15 protein-coding genes, 6 tRNA genes and 3 rRNA genes are annotated in these 22,904 nt (G+C 43.6%); 11 read left to right on the forward strand and 13 right to left on the reverse strand.

All coding sequences use genetic code 11. The features are described from left to right. Positions 1-46: 46 nt before the first annotated feature. Complete coding sequence (locus tag AC3CIA_RS17205; protein ID WP_488519342.1) at positions 47-1,417, reverse strand: serine hydrolase domain-containing protein; 1,371 nt, start codon at positions 1,415-1,417, stop codon at positions 47-49. A 92-nt stretch (positions 1,418-1,509) separates the two neighbouring features. Between AC3CIA_RS17205 and AC3CIA_RS17210 the strand changes: the two genes are divergently transcribed. The 6 genes from AC3CIA_RS17210 to AC3CIA_RS17235 all read left to right on the forward strand — a co-directional run bounded on the left by AC3CIA_RS17210 (position 1,510) and on the right by AC3CIA_RS17235 (position 8,502). After that, positions 1,510-2,484, forward strand: coding sequence for a helix-turn-helix domain-containing protein (locus tag AC3CIA_RS17210; RefSeq protein ID WP_488519343.1), 975 nt, complete (start codon positions 1,510-1,512; stop codon positions 2,482-2,484). A 262-nt stretch (positions 2,485-2,746) separates the two neighbouring features. Next, entirely contained in the window at positions 2,747-4,081 is a 1,335-nt protein-coding gene (locus AC3CIA_RS17215) for an MATE family efflux transporter (protein WP_488519344.1), read from the forward strand. Between the two features lie 503 nt (positions 4,082-4,584). Then, complete coding sequence (locus AC3CIA_RS17220) at positions 4,585-5,250, forward strand: helix-turn-helix transcriptional regulator (protein WP_488519345.1); 666 nt, start codon at positions 4,585-4,587, stop codon at positions 5,248-5,250. Between the two features lie 24 nt (positions 5,251-5,274). Continuing rightward, the gene (locus tag AC3CIA_RS17225) at positions 5,275-5,658 is read left to right on the forward strand and encodes a RidA family protein (protein ID WP_135458371.1); all 384 of its coding nucleotides are present in this window, start codon (positions 5,275-5,277) and stop codon (positions 5,656-5,658) included. A 37-nt stretch (positions 5,659-5,695) separates the two neighbouring features. After that, positions 5,696-7,102, forward strand: a complete 1,407-nt coding sequence (locus tag AC3CIA_RS17230; protein ID WP_488519346.1) for a cation:dicarboxylate symporter family transporter — start codon at positions 5,696-5,698, stop codon at positions 7,100-7,102. Between the two features lie 77 nt (positions 7,103-7,179). Further along, complete coding sequence (locus AC3CIA_RS17235) at positions 7,180-8,502, forward strand: CoA-disulfide reductase (RefSeq protein WP_488519347.1); 1,323 nt, start codon at positions 7,180-7,182, stop codon at positions 8,500-8,502. Between the two features lie 84 nt (positions 8,503-8,586). On the opposite strand, the gene AC3CIA_RS17240 is transcribed toward AC3CIA_RS17235, so the two are convergent. Further along, positions 8,587-9,441 carry a glycerophosphodiester phosphodiesterase family protein gene (locus AC3CIA_RS17240; protein WP_473578611.1) on the reverse strand — a complete coding sequence of 285 codons (855 nt, stop codon included), beginning with the start codon at positions 9,439-9,441 and terminating at the stop codon, positions 8,587-8,589. Positions 9,442-9,511: 70 nt separating this feature from the next. On the opposite strand from AC3CIA_RS17240, the gene AC3CIA_RS17245 reads away from it, so the two are divergent. Further along, entirely contained in the window at positions 9,512-10,924 is a 1,413-nt protein-coding gene (locus AC3CIA_RS17245; protein WP_488519348.1) for a sulfatase-like hydrolase/transferase, read from the forward strand. 291 nt (positions 10,925-11,215) lie between these two features. On the opposite strand, the gene AC3CIA_RS17250 is transcribed toward AC3CIA_RS17245, so the two are convergent. The 10 genes from AC3CIA_RS17250 to AC3CIA_RS17295 all read right to left on the reverse strand — a co-directional run bounded on the left by AC3CIA_RS17250 (position 11,216) and on the right by AC3CIA_RS17295 (position 18,210). Then, positions 11,216-11,306, reverse strand: a tRNA-Ser gene (locus tag AC3CIA_RS17250). An 83-nt stretch (positions 11,307-11,389) separates the two neighbouring features. Then, positions 11,390-11,505, reverse strand: a 5S ribosomal RNA gene (gene rrf / locus AC3CIA_RS17255). 98 nt (positions 11,506-11,603) lie between these two features. Further along, positions 11,604-14,497 (reverse strand): 23S ribosomal RNA (locus tag AC3CIA_RS17260). A gap of 418 nt (positions 14,498-14,915) precedes the next feature. Then, positions 14,916-14,991: transfer RNA gene (locus AC3CIA_RS17265), tRNA-Val, on the reverse strand. A gap of 65 nt (positions 14,992-15,056) precedes the next feature. Further along, a tRNA-Ala gene (locus tag AC3CIA_RS17270) sits at positions 15,057-15,132 on the reverse strand. 25 nt (positions 15,133-15,157) lie between these two features. Beyond that, positions 15,158-15,233: transfer RNA gene (locus tag AC3CIA_RS17275), tRNA-Val, on the reverse strand. A 26-nt stretch (positions 15,234-15,259) separates the two neighbouring features. Next, positions 15,260-15,335: transfer RNA gene (locus AC3CIA_RS17280), tRNA-Lys, on the reverse strand. Between the two features lie 20 nt (positions 15,336-15,355). Continuing rightward, positions 15,356-15,431: transfer RNA gene (locus AC3CIA_RS17285), tRNA-Glu, on the reverse strand. Positions 15,432-15,553: 122 nt separating this feature from the next. Continuing rightward, positions 15,554-17,108 (reverse strand): 16S ribosomal RNA (locus AC3CIA_RS17290). Together the 16S, 23S and 5S rRNA genes with 6 tRNA genes alongside form the textbook arrangement of a ribosomal RNA operon. 577 nt (positions 17,109-17,685) lie before the next feature. Then, positions 17,686-18,210, reverse strand: a complete 525-nt coding sequence (locus AC3CIA_RS17295) for a DUF3087 family protein (protein ID WP_488519349.1) — start codon at positions 18,208-18,210, stop codon at positions 17,686-17,688. A gap of 258 nt (positions 18,211-18,468) precedes the next feature. Between AC3CIA_RS17295 and trmY the strand changes: the two genes are divergently transcribed. Both trmY and AC3CIA_RS17305 read left to right on the forward strand, forming a co-directional pair. Next, positions 18,469-19,068: a tRNA (pseudouridine(54)-N(1))-methyltransferase TrmY gene (gene trmY / locus AC3CIA_RS17300; RefSeq protein ID WP_004733046.1), complete on the forward strand. Its 600-nt coding sequence runs from the start codon at positions 18,469-18,471 to the stop codon at positions 19,066-19,068. Between the two features lie 139 nt (positions 19,069-19,207). Continuing rightward, a complete protein-coding gene (locus tag AC3CIA_RS17305; protein WP_488518170.1) occupies positions 19,208-20,539 on the forward strand; it encodes an IS4 family transposase in 1,332 nt (443 codons plus the stop codon). Positions 20,540-20,619: 80 nt separating this feature from the next. Here AC3CIA_RS17305 and AC3CIA_RS17310 read toward each other — a convergent pair whose 3' ends face one another. Then, positions 20,620-21,720, reverse strand: coding sequence for a permease (locus AC3CIA_RS17310; protein ID WP_488519350.1), 1,101 nt, complete (start codon positions 21,718-21,720; stop codon positions 20,620-20,622). A gap of 232 nt (positions 21,721-21,952) precedes the next feature. Here AC3CIA_RS17310 and AC3CIA_RS17315 point away from each other — a divergent pair, with 232 nt between their 5' ends. Together AC3CIA_RS17315 and sigZ are read left to right on the forward strand one after the other, a co-directional pair. Further along, entirely contained in the window at positions 21,953-22,249 is a 297-nt protein-coding gene (locus tag AC3CIA_RS17315) for an ArsR/SmtB family transcription factor (RefSeq protein ID WP_004733042.1), read from the forward strand. Beyond that, positions 22,233-22,847 carry an RNA polymerase sigma factor SigZ gene (gene sigZ / locus AC3CIA_RS17320; RefSeq protein WP_488519351.1) on the forward strand — a complete coding sequence of 205 codons (615 nt, stop codon included), beginning with the start codon at positions 22,233-22,235 and terminating at the stop codon, positions 22,845-22,847. The genes AC3CIA_RS17315 and sigZ overlap by 17 nt, the downstream gene beginning before the upstream one ends. Positions 22,848-22,904 lie beyond the last annotated feature (57 nt).

Genomic DNA, 22,904 nt, shown 5'->3' on the forward strand with positions numbered 1-22,904 from the left:
TGCTTCCTCCTTGAAGCCTGGAACATCCTGTTGGGTTATAAGTAGATTATTTGTCGGCAAGTAGTTTCGCTGCAGAGCGCATCAGTGCTGGACCTTTATTCTCACCAAAACCTGAGTGGTATGGGTTGGTTGAAAACATCACGCCTACAAAATCACGCTCTGGGTCGATATAGATAAACTGGCCAAGGTTGCCACTTTTCGACATCGCACCGTCATTGAAGATATAATCGAATTGATAAGCGTTGTAGTCGGCCTTTTCGTTAAAAGCATGCACTGAACTACTATCTTTGCTGGTGCCTTCGAAGGTTTTCGGATCGCCACCATTATGAATGCGGTCAATCACCGCTTGTGAGATCACAGGCTCATCAGCAACGGCTTTCCAGCTCGGTGTAAATAACGTTCCCCAACGTGCCATATCTTCTAAGGTCGTCGAAACCAAACCTACCGCGATACCCATTCCATCAGGTGTTAGGTTGATCTGCATAGGCTGACGAGCATGCACTTTTGACCAAACACGATCTTCGAACACTTGAGTCCAGGTTTTGTTTTCAACGTTTTCAACTAACTTCGTCAGCACCATGGTGTTGATAGATGCGTAACGGAAATGGTCACCCGCTTTTTCACCTGCAAGCTTTTGCGCGCCCTTAGCCACGTCCATCCAAGTTTCCATCTCACCCGTTTTTGCTCTTGGTGAGTTAAACGATGCCGCAAAGAAGCGCACTACATCAGAATCTGGGTTCAAGATAGACTCTAATGTCTCTTCATTGTCTAGCGCAGTCGACATATTGAGAATCTGATGAACAGTGATGCCTTCCCAATTAGTTGCTTTGAGTTCGGGAACGTAGTGAGCAATGTCCTGTTCAGGATCGACTTTACCTTCTTCAACCAGCATAGCGACTACTGCGCCTACCGTCGTTTTCGCTGTTGAGGCCCAAACGTGGGTGTCTGTTGGGCTCATGCCGGGATAAGCCTGATAAACGATCTCACCCTTGTGAATTAACATGAAGCCTTGAGTTCTGAACTGCTCATCCGCTAGGTATTGCTCCATTGTCAGCTCACCTTTGGTTTCGGTGTTTACGGTTAATTTAGCAAGGCGTGAATCGATATTTTTAACCAGTGGCTTATATTCAGCATTAGGAGCGGCAAGAGCGGTCGGCATAAATTCACTCATGTGCATGTTGTAATAGACACTATGGTCACCACCCATTTGCCAATGGAAATTATTGAAATTTTCACGAGCTGAATCAACGAAACCAGGAGTAAAAGATTGGTGAGCATCTTTTACAGGTAGAGTAACCTGCGCGCCTTCAATCTTAAGCGCGGCTTCTACTGGGTTTTCTGCAAATACAGTCGATGACACAGCAAGCGATGAAATCGTGAGTGATGAAATAATTAAGGCAATGGGTGTAAGTTTCATGTTCTTCTCCTCTTTGGGTTAGAAGAAGTATATGGAGTTACGCTACACTTAATTAGGTCATTTGGTGACATTTATAGGTAATACTAACAACAATGAAAGCATCATCGAACATAACTAACATACTATTGAGCTCTACCAGTAATATTGCCCCGTACATTGCGTATTGTGATAAGAGATCGCTTGACTGGCGCAGTGTCGCTATCGAGTGCGGTTTACCAATTGAGCTAACACAATCTAACCAATGGCTTCCTACCCAAGATTTAATTCTCTTTATTCATCGACTTGAGCGTAAGTTTGGTTATTCGATTGGTATTGAAGTTGGGCGAAAAACCTCTCTGGAACAACTTTCGCCACAGCTAAACCATGAGATAGAGAAATGTAGTTCGTTAGAGCAAGCCATTCGTTGTTTGATCGCTGAAATGCCTAGTTTGAACAACCACGTCACGATATGGACCGAGAAAAAAGATGGCTTGTGGTGGCTATGTCATCGCAGTTGCTATCATCCATCAACCTCTGGATTTGAACAATCCGAATGGTTTAGATCCCTTACAGTGATTACCCTATGCCGTAAGTTTATAGACGACCAGTGGCAACCATCACACGCTAAGCTTGTCTCTACCAACAACGGTGCGCGTCAGTTACCTAAACACTTTTTTAATTCTGATATTCAGTTTAAGCAACAATATGGGGCGATTGCGATCCCACTGCCCGACGACTATCGCGCTATCTCAGAACAAAATAGTACCCAAGATTGGGAGCAAGCCGTAAAGACACTGATAAACACTTATTCGACTTTACCTTGGTTCAATATTGAATGGTTTGCGACCATGCTCGGCATGACAAAACGAACGCTACAGAGAAACCTGAAGAGCAAAGGCATTCTTTTTAAAGAAGCCAAAGAACAGGTTCGTGAAACCAAAGCAAAACAGCTACTCGAAGAGACCGATCTTTCAGTGCAAGAGATCAGTTGGCAAGTTGGTTACAGTGATTTGAGCAACTTTAACCGTGCTTTCAAAGGTTGGGTTGGTATCACAGCACCAAATTATCGGCATAAAGCGAAACCTTAGAAATAATCGATTTGAAAACCTTTAGACCCAATCCGCCAATATCAAACTCAGAAACAAGATACGACACCTTAAATTTCAATAAGCGAACGCATAAAGTTACATCGCACAATGCTCACATACCGATGAAACTGTGCAAAGGTAATATCGATAGATCTAAGAACAATTATTGGTATCGAGCTGACCTTACGTTATCCTTTACGCAATTCTTCATTGAGAGGTTTGTCACCAACACAAGCCTAACTTCAAGACCGATAAGAGTGTTATGAATTCTACTACCGCAACTCCCTCGCCTTCTCTTGGCCGACAACTCTATACAATGACATGGCCAATGCTGTTTGGGGTGCTTTCCCTTATGAGCTTCCAGCTTGTAGACAGTGCTTTTATTGGCCAACTGGGCGTGCTGCCGCTCGCTGTTCAAGGTTTTACGCTTCCAATACAGATGATCATCATTGGTATTCAGGTCGGGCTAGGAATCGCAACAACCGCGGTAATTGCAAGAGCCATTGGCGCGAATGAAACGCGCTACGCTAAGCAGCTTGGTGGATTAGTGATTGCGATGGGCAGCGTGAGTGTCGCGCTTTTCTCTGTCATCATCTATCTGCTTCGTGGGCCAATTTTACAATTGTTGGATGCGCCACCGACGGTATTACCGATCATTGATTCTTATTGGATCTATTGGCTAGCCAGCTCTTGGACAGGAGCCCTACTCTACTTCTTTTACAGTGTTTGTCGTGCCAACGGTAATACCATGCTGCCCGGTTCAATGATGATCGCGACCAGTATCATCAACTTGATATTGGATCCGATTTTCATCTTTACTTTCGACATGGGCATCAATGGAGCAGCCATTGCGACCATTTTAGCGTTCGGTGCGGGCATCTTTATCGTTGCTCCTAAGGTAACTAAGAAACATTGGATGACATTTGACTGGCACGATCTCAACATTGGTAAGAGTGTTCGCTCCATTGGTAACATCATGGGACCAGCGATGATCAGTCAGCTGCTGCCACCCGTTTCATCAATGTTTGCCACTAAGCTGCTTGCTAGCTATGGCACCGCTGCCGTTGCTGCTTGGGCGTTGGGTTCACGTTTTGAATTCTTCTCGATTGTCGCCGTGTTAGCACTTACTATGTCGATGCCTCCAATGATTGGCCGCATGTTAGGAGAGAACAACCTCGAAAACATACGTAAGCTCGTTAAGATTGCAGTGATGTTCGTATTGGGTTTCCAGTTGGTGATAGCGTTAGTGACTTGGTTGTTCTCTGGTGGGCTAGCAAACCTTATGACTAGTGAAAGCGAAGTATCGACGATTTTGAACTATCACCTACTGATCGTGCCTATTAGCTTAGGGCCACTGGGAATCTGTATGCTGATGGTTTCTGTCTCGAACGCTCTGGGTAAGTCTTACACCGCCTTGACGATTTCAGCGCTGCGCCTGTTTGCTTTCTTCTTACCTTGCTTATGGGTTGGTTCGCAGCTTGCTGGTATTGAAGGTCTGTTCTGGGGCGCTATGGTAGGGAATGTACTTGCCGGAACCTGTGCATGGTTTATGTACCAACGCGCACTCGGGCAAGTCGAAGATAAGCTTGCCAAATAGGTAATTGAACAGCTAGAGCGTTAGGTATTAAAAAAGCAGCCACTTAGGCTGCTTTTTTAATACCTAAATTCTAATTTACATCCCTTCCGATGACCCTCTTTCACGAATATAGCCTCTCTAATCCAACCTTGCTTTCAATTGAAAAAAATTCCAATCAACCGTCATCTTATTCTCAGAACGAATGCTTAATTAACATTCATCTAAAACATCAATCGAGCCAATTTTTAGGTACCCTTTAGAACTTGTCCTAGATCATCTAAACATTCAAAAACGCAACCTTTGGTTTTAAATATGTAAACTTTGATAGGGTTTAAGAAATTAAACCTGATTTGGCTATCTTAAGTGATCTTGTTCAAATTCCACTCGTGATTTAGGTCTGAATTTTGATTTTTGTTGATGTTTTGAACGCTTTTTGTCGGTTTACAGAAGTTTACTGCATCTTGCTGAAATACCACCAAAGGAGTAGATTTCAGTCATTGAGTTCAAAAATGTAAACCGAAATCATGAATGTAAAACAAGTTCGATTCACCGATGAAGACAGAGAGTGCTTAAGAAATTACTTCCGCTTAGCAGACACGATTGCCGATTTGATTGGCCCCTACTGTGAAGTAGTCATCCATTCATTTGAAAGCTTAGAAAACTCAGTCGTGAAGATCGTCAATGGTCATCATACGGGCCGTGAAATTGGTTCACCGATCACCGATTTAGGTTTACGCATGTGGAGTGCATTCGAGAAAACTGGCGAAGTTTCTCCAAAAAGCTACTTCACCAACGCAACAGACGGGTCCCTACTGAAATCGACTACCTGTGTATTGGCTGGTCCGCAGCAAAAACCGATCGGCATGCTGTGTATCAACATGAACTTATCTTTCCCATTCCCAGAAATCGTCAAAACGCTGATGCCGCAATGCAATGTGCCGCAAGCCATTGTCAGCGAGACATTCAGCAACAATGCGAACGACGTGATTCAACAAGCATTGAGTTCAGCCATTAAAGAGGTTGATCAAGACGAGTCGGTTTCTTCCAAAGGTCGCAATAAAGCCATCATTCGTTGTTTATTCGATAACGGCGTATTTGAGCTAAAAGAGACGACTACACAAGTATCAGAGCAACTTGGAATCAGCCGACAAGCGGTTTACAAGTTTATCCGTGAATTCAAATCAGAATAAAACCAATAATTTAGGAGTTACATCGTGAAACAGATCATTGCCACTGAACAAGCACCTGCAGCTATCGGTCCTTACTCACAAGGTACGTCTTACGGCGACATGGTTTATACATCAGGTCAATTACCTCTTGTTCCAGAAACCATGCAGTTTGTTGAGGGCGGTATTAAAGAGCAGGCTCGTCAGTCTCTTGAAAATTTAAAAGCCGTATTAGAAGCCAGCAATGCGGGATTAGACACAGTGTTGAAAACAACCTGCTTCCTATCAGACATGGAAAACTTCGTAGCCTTTAACGAAGTGTATACCGAAGTGTTTGGTACAGAGAACGCACCTGCTCGCTCTTGTGTTGAAGCAGCACGACTACCAAAAGACGCACTGGTTGAAGTTGAAGCCATCGCATACAGAAAATAACCGACTTAGGTATTAATGGGTATCATAGGAGATTCTCATGAGCGTTTCATTTATTGCTTTAAGCATACTGTTCTTTGGGTTCTACGCACTGCTGTCGAATTTCAAAAAGCAAAAGAAAAGTTTTAACTTCCGCGTACTGAGTGCGCTTGCTGCTGGCTTACTGTTCGGTGGCGCAATTCAACTTGTTTTCGGTGTCGGTAACGTAGCAACCTCAGGCTTTGCTGAACTGATTTCCGTGTTCGGTAAAGGCTACATCAAACTTCTACAAATGATCGTTATCCCGCTAGTATTTGTGGCGATGATCTCTTCGATCATGAACGTTGAAGGCGGCGGCGCGCTATCTCGTATTGCACCAAAAATCATCGGTATTCTACTTTTCACTTGTGCAATCTCAGCAGCCGTTGGTGTCGCAAGTATTTACCTATTTGGTATCGATGCGAACGCGCTAGTAAGCACTATCGGCACAAACAGTGCAATTGAAGCTCGTGGTGATTCACTGGTAGCAACACAAGATGCAATGGCAAGTAGTGGCCTGTCTGGTATGGCTCTGTCTATCATTCCAACCAACATCTTCGACATGCTAACGGGCTCTCAACGTACTTCTACACTATCGACTGTACTGTTCGGCATGTTCCTAGGCTTCTGTATCCTTCAAGTGAAAAACCGTAAGCCAGAGAAAGTGCAAAACTTCGTTGATTTCATCAACTCTGCAAAAGAAGTGGTTCTTTCAATGGTTCGTGAAATCCTGAAGCTAACGCCTTACGGTGTATTCGCTCTGATGACCACGTTCATGATGACGAATGACCTATTCGCACTAGCTGAAATGGGCCGCTTCCTTCTAGCAAGCTACGTTGCAATTGGCGTTATGTTCGGCATCCACTTCGTCATGGTGTCCATGTTCGGTCTTTCTCCTGCTAAGTTCATGAAGAAAATCTGGCCAGTATTGGTGTTCGGTTTCGGTTCTCGTTCAAGCATGGCAGCTATCCCACTAAACGTTGAAACACAAACTCAACGCCTAGGTGTAGATGAAGAAACAGCAAACATGTCAGCAACATTTGGTACCAGTATCGGTCAAAACGGTTGTGCTGGTATCTACCCAGCTATGCTAGCAATCATGGCGGCACAAGTAATGGGCATGCCTGTAGACTTGAGCTTCATCCTACAACTGATCGCTGTTATTGCAATTGCTTCATTCGGTATCGCAGGTGTCGGTGGTGGTGCAACGTTCGCAGCAGTAGCTGTACTGACCATCATGGGTCTAGACATCACAGTAGTCGCGATTCTAGTGTCTATCGAAGCGCTAATTGACATGGCTCGTACTGCGCTGAACATCTCAGGTTCTATGTTGTCTGGTGTTCTTACAGCGAAGAAGAATGGCTCATTGGATACTGAACAGTACGACGCTGACGTTACAGCGACAGTATCAAAAGAAGCAGCAGTATAATTCTCAAACTTAATTAAGAGCACTCCACGTGAGTGCTCTTCTGTTTTTCCTGAGTTCAGGTTATTTAGGTAGTAAATATGAAAGTTGTTGTTATTGGCGGTAGCGCCGCGGGTATGAGTTTCGCAGCAAAATACAAACGTAATCAACCATCAGACGAAGTCATCGTTTTAGATAAGCGTAGCTACATCTCTTTCGGAGCCTGTGGCTTACCTTACTTTGCAGGCGGCATGTTTGATGACACCGAACGGATGATCTCCCGTACACCAGAGCAAGCCATAAAATCAGGCTTAGATGTACGTGTAGAAACAGAAATGGTGTCATTCGACCGCACTGAAAAGCAAATTACGGTGCGTCACCAAAACGTAGAGAGCACTATCGATTACGATATGCTGGTGATTGCGACAGGTGCGCGACCAATCGTTCCACCATTCGGTGAATTCAATCCAGAACACGTATACACACTAACAAGCATGGAAGACGGCTTGGCGATTAAAGAAGCGCTAAAGGATGTTAACAAGCAGCGTGTGTGTGTTATAGGGGCAGGCTTTATCGGCCTGGAAGTATTCGATGCTGCACACGGCTTAGACAAACACGTGACGATCATCGAACGTGAACAGCACATCATGAGCCGTCAGTTCTGCCCAGAGATCATTGAAGTGGTCGAAGGGGCAATTCGAGAATCTGGTGCTGACCTTAAAACAGGTTGTAGCGTGTCTGCAATTCACGATGCAGAGCAAGGCGGTTACATAGTAGAAACCGATAACGGCAATATAGAAGCCGATGTCGTGATCCTGTCACTCGGTTTCAAACCAAACACGGAAGCATTCGAATTACCAAAAGCTCAAAATGGCGCGTTGTTGGTGAATGAATATGGTGCCACTGAAGATGCTTACATCCACGCAGTAGGTGACTGTGCCGTTGTCCATCATATGGCACTAGGAAAACCAGTTTATGTTCCTTTAGCAACCACAGCCAATAAGCAAGCACGTATGATGGCAGACAAGCTGGCAGGTAAAGACACTTATATGTCAGGCTTCTTAGGTTCGTCTTGCTTGAAAGTGCTCGATTACGAACTGGCGTGTACCGGCGTATCTGAACTTCTAGCGAAAGAACACAGCTTAGATGTGAAAGTATCGACCATTTCAGATAAAAACCAAACCGATTACTATCCAGGCCAAGAAGACATCAAGGTAAAACTAGTTTATCACCCAGAGACTAAGGTCCTACTTGGTGGTGAAATCGTAGGTAAGAAAGGAGCGGTTGGCCGTATCAATGCTCTTGCTGTCGCTATCACCGCGAAGATGACCACTCAACAGCTTGGTTACATGGACTTCTGCTACGCACCACCTTTTGCACGTACATGGGATGCTCTAAACGTGGCAGGTAATGTAGCTAAATAAACCAACACCGCACAAGTTCCAAAAATATTTAGCTAAACACCAAAGCAGAGCATAAACGCTCTGCTTTTTAGATAAGATACAATTTTATAGTTCATCTGATGGCAGAACAAAATCGACATATAACGCAAAGTTCTTCAATCCATAACTTCGAATATTAGCCAAATCTAAGTCTTCCTTAGAATATATGAGAGAAGATATTCCTTCATTACCTATTTTAATCGCATTTTCATACTCTGAACCATAGTTATTTAGTTTATCACCTCTATAAGTAACTGCTTTAATTTCATTCAAAGAAAGCCATTCTTTAATAAATGGGGAGCTTACACTTATATTTAATGCAACATTATTAAAACCTAATTTTATTGCTTCGTTGTATTTATCTATATTAAAAACTTCAACAATGGTTCTGTCTTTATCTATAATATTCTGTGACAGCAGTTCGAGGTCTTGGATCTTATCCGTAACTAAAAAAACATTACTTTCGTTAAGAATTTTAGTTGCTTGTTCAATACTTAATGTACTATATTCCCCGTAAATTTTCTTTATAGCAAATTCATTATATGTGATGGCAGATTTCGCCTTAGAGTCTGTCATTACATGAAAAGATTTCCAATCATGAACAGCAACGATCCTTCCATCCGATGAAATAAGTAGATCTAACTCTATCATCTTGAAACCATGTTCAATTGATTGCTCTATAGCTTCTAACGAGTTTGTATATTTTAAACCGTTGATTCCCCCACCGGCATGTGCGATCAAACCACCAGAATTACCGATAATATTAGGGATGTTATTATGTTCATTTGGGTATGCCTTTACATTGCCTCTCCATACATCAATGACTACACTTATCGAAGGGCCGATAACAAAAGCTACCCAAAAACATATGAGAACTAGACAAAATATTGATATTAAGACTCTGATTCCTTTAAGTATCATGACATTTTACCTGTTGATAACTGGGGCTGATGATAATGTGTGGTTTACCCTGTCAATATTGAGTTTAAACATGTTATGTATAGCAACTATAATAGCATTTGTCGGTAATAGATTTGTATTTCTTCTTCTCACGGTAATAATGACTTTTGATTTCTACTTAAGATTAAACTCTCTAAGCTTAGACTTAGGTGTCTTAGGGTCGGTTTTAGAGTCTAATCGAGGTGAAGCTCTTGAACATATAAAAAGCATTAGCGTCATAACATATGTAAAGATTATTATATTTTCCATTCTAATTTTTTTATCATTTCACATTGCCTTAGGAAAGGTTGGTAAGCCATTTTCATTAATTATGTTGATATTATTTTCCAGCATATTAATCACCAAATTTTATAGCTTACATGATAATAAAAAGACGACATACCTCAATGAAGAATACTCAAAAACAATCCATCATGAAGTGTGGTTTAGTTTTTTAGGGTTAATTACAGTTATTAAACCTATTTCTTTATATTATGAACTGTCTCTTCTCGAAGGGGGAAAATCAGTAATCTCTTCAAAATGGGAGAATGTTCATACAAATAATGTATTAAAGGATATTTACATCGTAAATATTGGTGAATCTGTTATTAAAAATTACTTCCCATCGTATAACGAAGAGAATGGAAAGATAAAAGGAGCAGCCATATTTAATGGTGTTATTTCCCCATCCGTTGTTACATATTTCTCAGTCCCTCGAATATTATCAAAGAGCCTAGATGTAAACAGGCATGATAAAAACTTAAATGTGATAGATCTTGCTAATGATGCTGGAATGAAAACTTATTGGATATCAAATCAAGCTAAGATCGGGCAATACGAGACACAGGTATCCGCAATCGCGAGTAGGGCACATTACCAATATTATAAGAATACGTCTTATGATAAAGCTGAACCCGATAACATTCTCCTACCAGAAGTGATCAAGGCGATTCGTGAAGAAACTAAAAAACCGAAAGTCATTTTCATTCATACCATGGGGTCACACTATGACTTTTGTAAGAGATTTGATGGGGAGGTTTCACTAAAACCCTCAGATAACAAGTACCTAGTATGCTATTCAAAATCAGTGGCTTATGGCGTTGCTTTTATAGAAAAGCTTAGAGATCTACTCACAATGCATGATAAAACATATAAAATCATTTATTTTTCTGACCATGGCCTAACGTCTGTAAATGCCCCCCCATATTTGATTCACGGCACTGGATCACACTTTTCAAGGCAGGCAGTAGAAGTGCCGTTTGTAACAATGAGTGACGATACTCAAGAAACAAAAACACATTCGGTCAAATATAATTTGAGAGACTTTTCAGACACATTTGCGCAATGGATAGGAATAGATTCAGAACAGACAGAGCAACATAAAAGTATCTTCAATACCGAGTACATAGGAAAGGAGTATGACTTAGTGTTAACGAGTGAGTTTAAGGTAAGAAAAATCGACTAAGCGAACAACTGATACAGAAGATTCTGAATACCATAAAGTTTACTTAGTAAGTAACCTTCTCCGCACATCAAGTTATCCCTTATTTAACACTGTGTAGGCAGATATCAGCTCAATTTTACTTATTCAAGAACTTCATTAACCTTGTTAGCAAACAGCCTAATGAGATGATTTAGGAAACTCTGACAGTATCCGTGGGTGAATTAAGTGCGTGTGTAAATATTTGGATGATACATAATGATTTGAAACAGATAAGAAAAAAGCCCGCTGATTTCTCAGCGGGCTTTCTAATGGTGGTGGAGGGATAGGGATTTGAACCCTAGAACCGCTATTAACGGTTGCCGGTTTTCAAGACCGGTGCTTTCGACCACTCAGCCATCCCTCCAACAAGTTGTTACTAAAATCAGTCTTACTTGTACGCTGCTTTTAGTTTTATTTTCAGTTTTTAAAACTGAAAATACAAATAAAGCCTGGCGATGTCCTACTCTCACATGGGGAAACCCCACACTACCATCGGCGCTATTGTGTTTCACTTCTGAGTTCGGCATGGAATCAGGTGGGTCCACAATGCTATGGTCGCCAAGCAAATTTTAAAATTCGGAAAACTGATTTAAAAGTTATTTCTCTTCAAACTCATTCAAGGTCTGGTACATCTGAGTCCACAAAACCCCTTGGGTGTTGTATGGTTAAGCCTCACGGGCAATTAGTACAGGTTAGCTCAATGCCTCGCAGCACTTACACACCCTGCCTATCAACGTCGTAGTCTACGACAACCCTTTAGGACACTTATAGTGCCAGGGAAAACTCATCTCAAGGCTCGCTTCCCGCTTAGATGCTTTCAGCGGTTATCGATTCCGAACTTAGCTACCGGGCAATGCCATTGGCATGACAACCCGAACACCAGAGGTTCGTCCACTCCGGTCCTCTCGTACTAGGAGCAGCCCCTTTCAATTTTCCAACGCCCACGGCAGATAGGGACCGAACTGTCTCACGACGTTCTAAACCCAGCTCGCGTACCACTTTAAATGGCGAACAGCCATACCCTTGGGACCGACTTCAGCCCCAGGATGTGATGAGCCGACATCGAGGTGCCAAACACCGCCGTCGATATGAACTCTTGGGCGGTATCAGCCTGTTATCCCCGGAGTACCTTTTATCCGTTGAGCGATGGCCCTTCCATTCAGAACCACCGGATCACTATGACCTGCTTTCGCACCTGCTCGAATTGTCATTCTCGCAGTCAAGCGGGCTTATGCCATTGCACTAACCACACGATGTCCAACCGTGTTTAGCCCACCTTCGTGCTCCTCCGTTACTCTTTGGGAGGAGACCGCCCCAGTCAAACTACCCACCAGGCACTGTCCGTAATCCCGATTCAGGGACCAACGTTAGAACATCAAAACTACAAGGGTGGTATTTCAAGGACGACTCCATCACATCTAGCGACGCAATTTCATAGTCTCCCACCTATCCTACACATGTAGGTTCAATGTTCAGTGCCAAGCTGTAGTAAAGGTTCACGGGGTCTTTCCGTCTAGCCGCGGGTACACTGCATCTTCACAGCGATTTCAATTTCACTGAGTCTCGGGTGGAGACAGCGTGGCCATCATTACGCCATTCGTGCAGGTCGGAACTTACCCGACAAGGAATTTCGCTACCTTAGGACCGTTATAGTTACGGCCGCCGTTTACCGGGGCTTCGATCAAGAGCTTCGACCGAAGTCTAACCCCATCAATTAACCTTCCGGCACCGGGCAGGCGTCACACCGTATACGTCATCTTACGATTTTGCACAGTGCTGTGTTTTTAATAAACAGTTGCAGCCACCTGGTATCTGCGACTCTCGTCTGCTCCATCCGCAAGGGACTTCACTGATAAGAGCGTACCTTCTCCCGAAGTTACGGTACCATTTTGCCTAGTTCCTTCACCCGAGTTCTCTCAAGCGCCTTGGTATTCTCTACCCGACCACCTGTGTCGGTTTGGGGTACGATTCCTTACAATCTGAAGCTTAGAGGCTTTTCCTGGAAGCATGGCATCAATGACTTCACTACCGTAGTAGCTCGACATCGTATCTCAGCGTTAGTAGTGGTCCGGATTTACCTAAACCACCCGCCTACATACTTGAACCTGGACAACCGTCGCCAGGCCCACCTAGCCTTCTCCGTCCCCCCATCGCAATTGTAAGAAGTACGGGAATATTAACCCGTTTCCCATCGACTACGCCTTTCGGCCTCGCCTTAGGAGTCGACTTACCCTGCCCCGATTAACGTTGGACAGGAACCCTTGGTCTTCCGGCGAGGGAGTTTTTCACTCCCTTTATCGTTACTCATGTCAGCATTCGCACTTCTGATACCTCCAGCATGCCTTACAGCACACCTTCAACGGCTTACAGAACGCTCCCCTACCCCACATACCCTAAGGTACGTAGCCGCAGCTTCGGTGTATAGCTTAGCCCCGTTACATCTTCCGCGCAGGCCGACTCGACCAGTGAGCTATTACGCTTTCTTTAAATGATGGCTGCTTCTAAGCCAACATCCTGGCTGTCTGAGCCTTCCCACATCGTTTCCCACTTAGCTATACTTTGGGACCTTAGCTGGCGGTCTGGGTTGTTTCCCTCTCCACGACGGACGTTAGCACCCGCCGTGTGTCTCCCGGATAGTACTTACTGGTATTCGGAGTTTGCAAAGGGTTGGTAAGTCGGGATGACCCCCTAGCCTTAACAGTGCTCTACCCCCAGTAGTATTCGTCCGAGGCGCTACCTAAATAGCTTTCGGGGAGAACCAGCTATCTCCAGGTTTGATTGGCCTTTCACCCCTAGCCACAAGTCATCCGCTAATTTTTCAACATTAGTCGGTTCGGTCCTCCAGTTGATGTTACTCAACCTTCAACCTGCCCATGGCTAGATCACCTGGTTTCGGGTCTAATCCTAGCAACTGTACGCCCAGTTAAGACTCGGTTTCCCTACGGCTCCCCTAAACGGTTAACCTTGCTACTAAAATTAAGTCGCTGACCCATTATACAAAAGGTACGCAGTCACACCACGAAGGTGCTCCTACTGCTTGTACGTACACGGTTTCAGGTTCTATTTCACTCCCCTCACAGGGGTTCTTTTCGCCTTTCCCTCACGGTACTGGTTCACTATCGGTCAGTCAGTAGTATTTAGCCTTGGAGGATGGTCCCCCCATATTCAGACAGGATATCACGTGTCCCGCCCTACTCGTTTTCACTGATTATGAGATGTCGACTACGGGGCTATCACCCTTTATTGCGGCACTTTCCAGAGCCTTCGTCTGTCTCATTAAAAGCTTAAGGGCTAATCCAATTTCGCTCGCCGCTACTTTCGGAATCTCGGTTGATTTCTCTTCCTCGGGGTACTTAGATGTTTCAGTTCCCCCGGTTTGCCTCCTGTTGCTATGTATTCACAACAGGATACTTACTTATGTAAGTGGGTTTCCCCATTCAGGAATCCCAGACTCAAAAGGTTATTACTACCTAATCTGGGCTTATCGCAAGTTATTACGCCTTTCATCGCCTCTGACTGCCAAGGCATCCACCGTGTACGCTTAGTCACTTAACCATACAACCCGAAAGGGTTTCTATTTACTTTCACTTTAAAAAGTGAAGACAAATAAGCGTATGGCAACTAACCAAGGTTTTTGGTTGTCATTAAGAAGGGTTAATTCTCAATGACTGTTTGCCGGACTCAATTTACTTCTTGTTTCCACTTTTTAATAAAAAGTAGAATCAAAAAATGAACAATCATTTCTGATCATTCGAATACAAGACACTTGAATGTGTTTGTTGTGTTTATGCCGTTCTTATTAAATAAGAGCAGATAAACATTGAGAACTTTTAAATTTGATTTAAATAACTTCGTTATTCAAATCAGTCAGCTTTCCAAATTGTTAAAGAGCAAGAGTTTTTCGAGTTTTAAACTTTCAAAACCATTTTTAAAAACTCTCATTAGACTGTTGTCATCAAAGAATGTTTAAAGATGGTGGGCGATACCGGGCTCGAACCAGTGACCCCCTGCTTGTAAGGCAGGTGCTCTCCCAACTGAGCTAATCGCCCATGATAGTTCTTTTGTCTTCACTTTCAAAAAGTGAAAATAAAAGCCATTCTTCATGGAGAAAGAATGGTGGAGCTATGCGGGATCGAACCGCAGACCTCCTGCGTGCAAGGCAGGCGCTCTCCCAGCTGAGCTATAGCCCCATATTTTTATTTCCTTGGGAGGAAATGGTGGGCGATACCGGGCTCGAACCAGTGACCCCCTGCTTGTAAGGCAGGTGCTCTCCCAACTGAGCTAATCGCCCCAAATTTTTATTTCCTTGGGAGGAAATGGTGGGTCGTGCAGGATTCGAACCTGCGACCAATTGATTAAAAGTCAACTGCTCTACCAACTGAGCTAACGACCCTTTTTACTTCTTGAAGGAAGTGGTATCCCGTAGGGGAGTCGAACCCCTGTTACCGCCGTGAAAGGGCGGTGTCCTAGGCCTCTAGACGAACGGGACACTGCTAGTTTATCTCTACTTTAAAAGTAAAAACAAACTTCGAAGAACCTTGGGAGTTCTTCTTCTCTTTGCTTTTCTAAACCTAATCAATCTGTGTGGACACTCATCGTGGTATCTTCGTATAAGGAGGTGATCCAGCCCCAGGTTCCCCTAGGGCTACCTTGTTACGACTTCACCCCAGTCATGAACCACAAAGTGGTGAGCGTCCTCCCCGAAAGGTTAAACTACCCACTTCTTTTGCAGCCCACTCCCATGGTGTGACGGGCGGTGTGTACAAGGCCCGGGAACGTATTCACCGTGACATTCTGATTCACGATTACTAGCGATTCCGACTTCATGGAGTCGAGTTGCAGACTCCAATCCGGACTACGACGCACTTTTTGGGATTCGCTCACTATCGCTAGCTTGCTGCCCTCTGTATGCGCCATTGTAGCACGTGTGTAGCCCTACTCGTAAGGGCCATGATGACTTGACGTCGTCCCCACCTTCCTCCGGTTTATCACCGGCAGTCTCCCTGGAGTTCCCGACATTACTCGCTGGCAAACAAGGATAAGGGTTGCGCTCGTTGCGGGACTTAACCCAACATTTCACAACACGAGCTGACGACAGCCATGCAGCACCTGTCTCAGAGTTCCCGAAGGCACACCTGCGTCTCCGCTGGCTTCTCTGGATGTCAAGAGTAGGTAAGGTTCTTCGCGTTGCATCGAATTAAACCACATGCTCCACCGCTTGTGCGGGCCCCCGTCAATTCATTTGAGTTTTAATCTTGCGACCGTACTCCCCAGGCGGTCTACTTAACGCGTTAGCTCCGAAAGCCACGGCTCAAGGCCACAACCTCCAAGTAGACATCGTTTACGGCGTGGACTACCAGGGTATCTAATCCTGTTTGCTCCCCACGCTTTCGCATCTGAGTGTCAGTGTCTGTCCAGGGGGCCGCCTTCGCCACTGGTATTCCTTCAGATCTCTACGCATTTCACCGCTACACCTGAAATTCTACCCCCCTCTACAGCACTCTAGTTCACCAGTTTCAAATGCAGTTCCGAGGTTGAGCCCCGGGCTTTCACATCTGACTTAATGAACCACCTGCATGCGCTTTACGCCCAGTAATTCCGATTAACGCTCGCACCCTCCGTATTACCGCGGCTGCTGGCACGGAGTTAGCCGGTGCTTCTTCTGTTGCTAACGTCAAGATATGCAGCTATTAACTACACACCCTTCCTCACAACTGAAAGTACTTTACAACCCGAAGGCCTTCTTCATACACGCGGCATGGCTGCATCAGGCTTTCGCCCATTGTGCAATATTCCCCACTGCTGCCTCCCGTAGGAGTCTGGACCGTGTCTCAGTTCCAGTGTGGCTGATCATCCTCTCAGACCAGCTAGGGATCGTCGCCTTGGTGAGCCATTACCTCACCAACTAGCTAATCCCACCTAGGCATATCTTGACGCGAGAGGCCCGAAGGTCCCCCTCTTTGGCCCGTAGGCATTATGCGGTATTAGCCATCGTTTCCAATGGTTATCCCCCACATCAAGGCAATTTCCTAGGCATTACTCACCCGTCCGCCGCTCGACGCCCATTAACGCACCCGAAGGATTGTTAGTGTCGTTTCCGCTCGACTTGCATGTGTTAGGCCTGCCGCCAGCGTTCAATCTGAGCCATGATCAAACTCTTCAATTTAAGATTTTGTGACTCAACGAATACTGACTTCAAAACTAATATTCATGTAAACATGAACATGTAATTCTAAAGCTATTACCCCTCTCTTCTTAAATAAATAAGAACAGAATGGTAATGAATTGACTGTGCCAAAATTAAGTAAACTTAATTTTGTATTGGTCACTCAGCTCATTGAAATCAAGTTTGTTACCGAAGTAACTGTTTTATCCAAAGGATAAAACGTTTTGATATTCATCAACGAGTGCCCACACAGATTGATAGGTTTAAATTGTTAAAGAGCTTTGCTTGTCGAAACTTTCTTTTTACAAAGAAACCCTTGAAAGCGGACGTGAATTCTAGCGACTTAATCTTAAGTGTCAAACACTTTTTAAAATTAATTTCTTTCGAACTTTCCGTCTTACTGATTACCGCTGAAGCCTTGTGGCGTCTGCCGTGTCAGTGAGGCGGCATTATAGAGATCATCGTAAACATGGCAACCTATTTTTTGATAAAAATTCAAAAAAGTTGCTTAAGCGTCTACTTTTACGTCAAAACCCTCTTTCATAGGCCAAAGTTAATACAATCAAGAGCATATAACTTAGAATTTCGCGACTAGATCTTTCGAAAATGCCTTTATATCCAGTTCGATACTCCACTTTTCACTCAGCTCCATTATGTTATCTAGCGATTGCTGAACCGTTTTTATCGTCAATGTATTGTTATCTAGGTCATATACCTGTTTTTGCGTAGTGTAATAGAAGTAAAGGATCGTCAGTGCTTCTCGATCGCCTTGCTCAGCTTTCGGTTGAATACGCTTGAGCTTGCGATAGATTTGATTGTGAGTTTGTTTAAGGTTCCACACATAAAGTGCTTCCTTAAAGTAATCATGCCCTTTCACACGACTCGCGATAAAGGCATTCAGTGCGACAGATAAAATCACCCCGAGTACATTCAAATGGAAATTGCCTGTCGCTTCCCCAGTAACTGATCCAACTGAACCAAAAAGTTCAATCAGAATGCTACCGAATACGATGGCAAACAAGGCGAGTGACCCAACCAATGAAACCAACAGTAAGTTCATCTTCTTTTTATATTCTTCTTTATTAATCTTCTGTAACTTCATCGACTACTTCCTTATGTAAGTCACCTGATAATTTGCGCATACTATCTATGTAAACCTTGCTTCGCTTCAACCTTTACCATCTTGTAATGTGGTCATTCTCTATTTAATACGTAGAGTTCTTCTGATCAGTACTATACATAACTCCATTTGACTTCATTAATAGAAAAGAGTTACATACCGCCATAAATTTTGGTTATTCATCAATTCATGTTGATAAAGCCTGTGTTCGCTTTATCACATACTGACAAGGTACATTCCATGCGTTCATTTGTATTACGCGCTCGCGCAGCCCCTACAGAGAGTAAACTTATCTTAGAAGGTGTTGGTCAAGATGCTCATACCGAGATTCTGGCTCATACTCTGATGAACACGATCTTCGTTGCTCAATCTCACCGTGAGAATGTCACCGTGCACCTTGTGTTAGAAAGTACTAAAGACTTTTCACGTACGATCACTTTCGATTCAAATGAGATCACCAACATTGGTGGCTTTCATGAATCGGCATTGTTATCAGCGGTAGTAAGAGCGGTTGATGCTTCTCAAGGTATGACAAAAGAACAGACACGTCAGGTTGAACCGGGCATCACGGTTCGCACAATGAGCTTTGAAAAGTTGGTTAAAGAACTGGCTGAAGACCACCAGCTGTACATGATGGATAAAAAGGGTGACTTTATCCGTGATGCAGAGATTGCTGAAAACCCATGTTTCCTTCTGACTGACCATATCCCTATGCCGAAGAAAAGCTACAACAGCTTGAAGCGTTTAGGGACAGAGAAAATCAGCTTGGGTCCAAACATGCTGTTTGCTTCTCAGTGCGTTGTGTTGATCAACAATGAGCTTGATATTCGCGGTTTCTAATCTCCGAACTAATAGTCTCAACGCAAAAAGAGCTCAACTATGTGAGTAATGCCGATCAGTTAAGAAATTTGTGAGATCATTTGACCGATCCTCAAAAGGCTTCAAAATCCGATATTAGGAAACTAATATCGGATTTTTTATGTCTTTAGAAAGCCAACTTGCGAATACTTTTCGATCATGTAACACCTTTCATCACTTTGATAGATATTCTGACATTCTTAGCCCAGACCTTATTCAGCAAGGCTTCGAACAAGCGGGGGTCGCAACGGTGAGAAGAAGGCGTTTACCTTTAGAGGCTGTACTTTGGTCCGTTGTAGGAATGAGTCTTTTTCGACAACAATCTGTTTGGGATATAGCTAATCAACTCGATATTGTCCTGCCAGACAAACAACGTTTTGTTGCCCCAAGCGCTGTTGTTCAGGCGAGACAGAGATTGGGCGAAGAAGGTGTTAAGCAAGTCTTTAAGAAGATGGCAGCGCATAGCTATCAATCGTCTAACTTCGAAACTTGGTGTGGACTAAACCTTCTATCCGTCGATGGTGTCGTTTGGAGAACGACAGATACACCTGAAAATCATCAAGAGTTTAAAGCACAGCGCAATCAATCAGCTGAAAATATTTACCCTAAGGTACGTATGGTTTGTCTGATGGAGCTTACGAGTCATCAGATAATCGATAGTGCATTCTCTGACTATCGAACCAACGAAATGCGCCTTGCAGAAGAACTCATTGAACAAACCCCCGATCATTCTCTGACTATTTTTGACAAAGGATATTACTCTCTAGGGCTACTTAATCGCTGGAATAAAGTAGGCCAAGAAAGACATTGGATGCTCCCTGTGAGAAAGGACTTTCAGTATGAAGTCGTTCATAAATATAGCCAGAGTGACGCTATCGTTGCTATAAAAACGACACCTCAAGCAAGAAAGAAATTCAGTGACCTCCCTGAGATAATAGAAGCACGGTTAGTGTCGAAAATTATCAAAGGAAAGAAATATCAGGTGCTTACATCAATGCGTGATGGGTTGCACTTTCCTGGTGAAGACATTGTAGAGCTCTATCGCTACCGTTGGGAAATCGAATTAGGTTATAGGGAAATGAAGCAAACCTTGCTTGATAGTGAGTATACATTGCGAAGTAAGCGCCCAGATATGGTCAAACAGGAGCTCTGGGGGATTTTGTTAGCCTATAACCTTATAAGGCAGGTTATGACAAAGGCAGCGAGCAAGTTAGATAGCGTCTGGCCGAATCAATTAAGCTTTACGAGTAGTGCCATGGCTGTGACTCAATACTTTGCAGCTTTACCTTTAACGAGTCCTGGGAAACTACCCAAACACTATGAAGTACTACTACAGCAAATATCGATGTTTATCCTACCACCTCGAAGAGAAGATAGAAGTTATCCTCGTTGGGTGAAACTGAAACCTAAGAAATATGCAACGAATAGAAAAAATGCCAGTCAGCTTAACTGACTGGCATTACTCAACTATGTGAGCTCTTTTTTATTATCGATGTCTTGTTATCGATGGTGCTATCTCGTAATCAGAACTGATTAACCAAAGATGAAGCTGTATAGGAAGCCTGCGCCCATCGCCATGCTTAGAATAACGAATAGGAATGCTGCAATCATTTGGTTTTTGAAGATCGATTTAAGCAAGATAACTTCTGTCAAACTTGCACCCGCACTACCAATGATCAATGCCATTACCGAACCTAACGCCATACCTTTCTGCACTAGAGCAGCACTTAGTGGAATTACCGCTTCAGCACGAATGTACAGTGGAATACCAATCACAGCCGCTACAGGAATCGCATACCACATACCTTCACCAGCGTATTCAGCAATTAGGTCTGTAGGAATGAAGCCGTAGATGAATGAACCAATCGCGATACCCATCATTAGGTAAGGGAAAACTTGTTTGAAGTCTTTCCAAGTTGAGAACCAAATTCTCATCCAACGGCTAGGCTCTTTCTTATCTACGATTTCTGCAGTCGCACTTCCATCCGTTGAGCAGCATGAAACAGTGACTTGTGGCTCTTCTTTTTTCGAATCGCAGCAAGATGTTTCTTTAGCCATTACAGGTGCAGGTTCACCACATGCACTTGTACCACATGAAGATTCTGCCTTCGCTGGCGCTGCTTTCTTAGGAGCAGAATCACCACAGCTAGTGCCACAGCTTGAAGCAGAACCTGTCGATTCATACGCTTCAGGTTTTACGTAACGCTCAAAGCCAAGCTTCTCAAGTGCGTAACCTGCCACTACCGATACCGTCATTGCTACTAAGAAGTAGAACACAGCCACTTGCCAGCCGAACGTAATCACGAACAAGCCAATGATCACCGGGTTCAAGAGTGGGCTACCGAATAGGAACACCATCATTGGACCAAAACCTGCTCTTGCACGCAGTAATCCTTTTAGGAAAGGAATCGTCGAACATGAACAGAAAGGCGTAATCGCACCCAATAGTGCAGCAACCACATAGCCCTTACCGTTACGTGAGCTCAAGATAGATTGAATCTTTTCTGGCGTAAGAAACTCTTGCATAATCCCAACAATGTAGCTGATCGCCAAGAAAAGGATGATTAGCTCTACTGCTAAGAAAGCGAACATATCAAGTGCGTCTTTTAGCATTGTTAACATTTCATTGCTCATAATAACTCCAAACTGGATTTAAGGCGGGACTCTATGAGGAAAGTAACCAACCCTTAATTTCGAATATTCTCGAATTATAGAAATATTTCGTAACAGATCAATATTTATTTCGATAAAAATCGAATTGATTTTTAAAAGGAAGAATTTTCAATAAGTTATAGAATCACTATTTTTACATTTGTATTCGGACTACATTTCGACTAATATCGAAATTAAATCTTGAGGAGTTAATATGAACTTAGAAGTCGTTGCGAAAGCACTTAAAGAGTTGGGTCACCCTATTCGCCTAACTATCTATAAAAGTGTCGTTAAAGCTGGCTACCAAGGCATTGCAGTTGGCGGCCTACAAGAAGAACTCGGTATCCCCGGTTCTACCTTGTCTCACCACATTTCAAGCCTAGCGTCGGCAGGCCTAATCAGCCAAAGACGTGAAGGAAGAACCCTATTTTGCGTAGCAGAATATGAATGCCTAGAAGGCGTGATTGATTTCTTACAAGACGAGTGTTGCGTGAATGAACAATGCAACTAAAGCACCTTTGAATAAGGCACCTTTGAATAGGGCATCTTTGAATTTGGAACAAGTTTGGGCTGAGTATCAGCAAGCGTTAAAGTCATTCTTGCATTCCAAGGTCAACAGCACCGCTGATGTAGAAGACTTACTGCAAGAGATCTTGATTAAGACTTATCAGAACTTAGATAAGGTGCAAGATGCGAGCAGCGTAAAATCGTGGCTATTCCAGTTAGCCAATCACACCATTATCGACTTCTATCGTAAGCATGCTCGACAACAACGTGACAGCCAAATTGATGCTGAAGATCTGTGGTTCTCCGATTTAGACCACAACTCTGAGTTCAAACAGAAGCTTTCATTGTGTATCGAACCCTTTATTCAGGCGCTACCAGAACAAAGTTCATCATTGCTGCTTGCTGTCGACATCAAAGGTCAAAGTCAGAAAGAGATCGCGGAGGCGCAAAACGTCAGCTACTCAACGGTTAAGTCTCGCGTTCAGAAAAGTCGCGGGGATCTTAAGAACCTGTTTGAAGAGTGCTGTAACCTGTCACTTGATCAACAAGGCAATGTGATTGACTGCGAGCTCAAGCCAGACAACGATTGTAGCAACTGTTAATAACTAATAGCTAACTCGAACCTGTTATTCAAATACAACAAAGCCAGCAATTGATGC

The organism is Vibrio sp. QJM3NY_27 (assembly GCF_057785955.1).

Excerpts from the sequence above, each read along its gene's own strand:
- AC3CIA_RS17215 (WP_488519344.1), top strand. The coding sequence starts at position 2,747 with ATGAATTCTACTACCGCAACTCCCTCGCCTTCTCTTGGCCGACAACTC.
- AC3CIA_RS17210 (WP_488519343.1), top strand. The coding sequence starts at position 1,510 with ATGAAAGCATCATCGAACATAACTAACATACTATTGAGCTCTACCAGT.
- AC3CIA_RS17205 (WP_488519342.1), bottom strand. The coding sequence starts at position 1,417 with ATGAAACTTACACCCATTGCCTTAATTATTTCATCACTCACGATTTCA.
- sigZ (WP_488519351.1), top strand. The coding sequence starts at position 22,233 with ATGAACAATGCAACTAAAGCACCTTTGAATAAGGCACCTTTGAATAGG.
- AC3CIA_RS17315 (WP_004733042.1), top strand. The coding sequence starts at position 21,953 with ATGAACTTAGAAGTCGTTGCGAAAGCACTTAAAGAGTTGGGTCACCCT.
- AC3CIA_RS17240 (WP_473578611.1), bottom strand. The coding sequence starts at position 9,441 with ATGATACTTAAAGGAATCAGAGTCTTAATATCAATATTTTGTCTAGTT.
- AC3CIA_RS17305 (WP_488518170.1), top strand. The coding sequence starts at position 19,208 with ATGTCTTTAGAAAGCCAACTTGCGAATACTTTTCGATCATGTAACACC.
- AC3CIA_RS17295 (WP_488519349.1), bottom strand. The coding sequence starts at position 18,210 with ATGAAGTTACAGAAGATTAATAAAGAAGAATATAAAAAGAAGATGAAC.
- AC3CIA_RS17220 (WP_488519345.1), top strand. The coding sequence starts at position 4,585 with ATGAATGTAAAACAAGTTCGATTCACCGATGAAGACAGAGAGTGCTTA.
- AC3CIA_RS17230 (WP_488519346.1), top strand. The coding sequence starts at position 5,696 with ATGAGCGTTTCATTTATTGCTTTAAGCATACTGTTCTTTGGGTTCTAC.
- AC3CIA_RS17310 (WP_488519350.1), bottom strand. The coding sequence starts at position 21,720 with ATGAGCAATGAAATGTTAACAATGCTAAAAGACGCACTTGATATGTTC.
- trmY (WP_004733046.1), top strand. The coding sequence starts at position 18,469 with ATGCGTTCATTTGTATTACGCGCTCGCGCAGCCCCTACAGAGAGTAAA.
- AC3CIA_RS17245 (WP_488519348.1), top strand. The coding sequence starts at position 9,512 with ATGTTATGTATAGCAACTATAATAGCATTTGTCGGTAATAGATTTGTA.
- AC3CIA_RS17235 (WP_488519347.1), top strand. The coding sequence starts at position 7,180 with ATGAAAGTTGTTGTTATTGGCGGTAGCGCCGCGGGTATGAGTTTCGCA.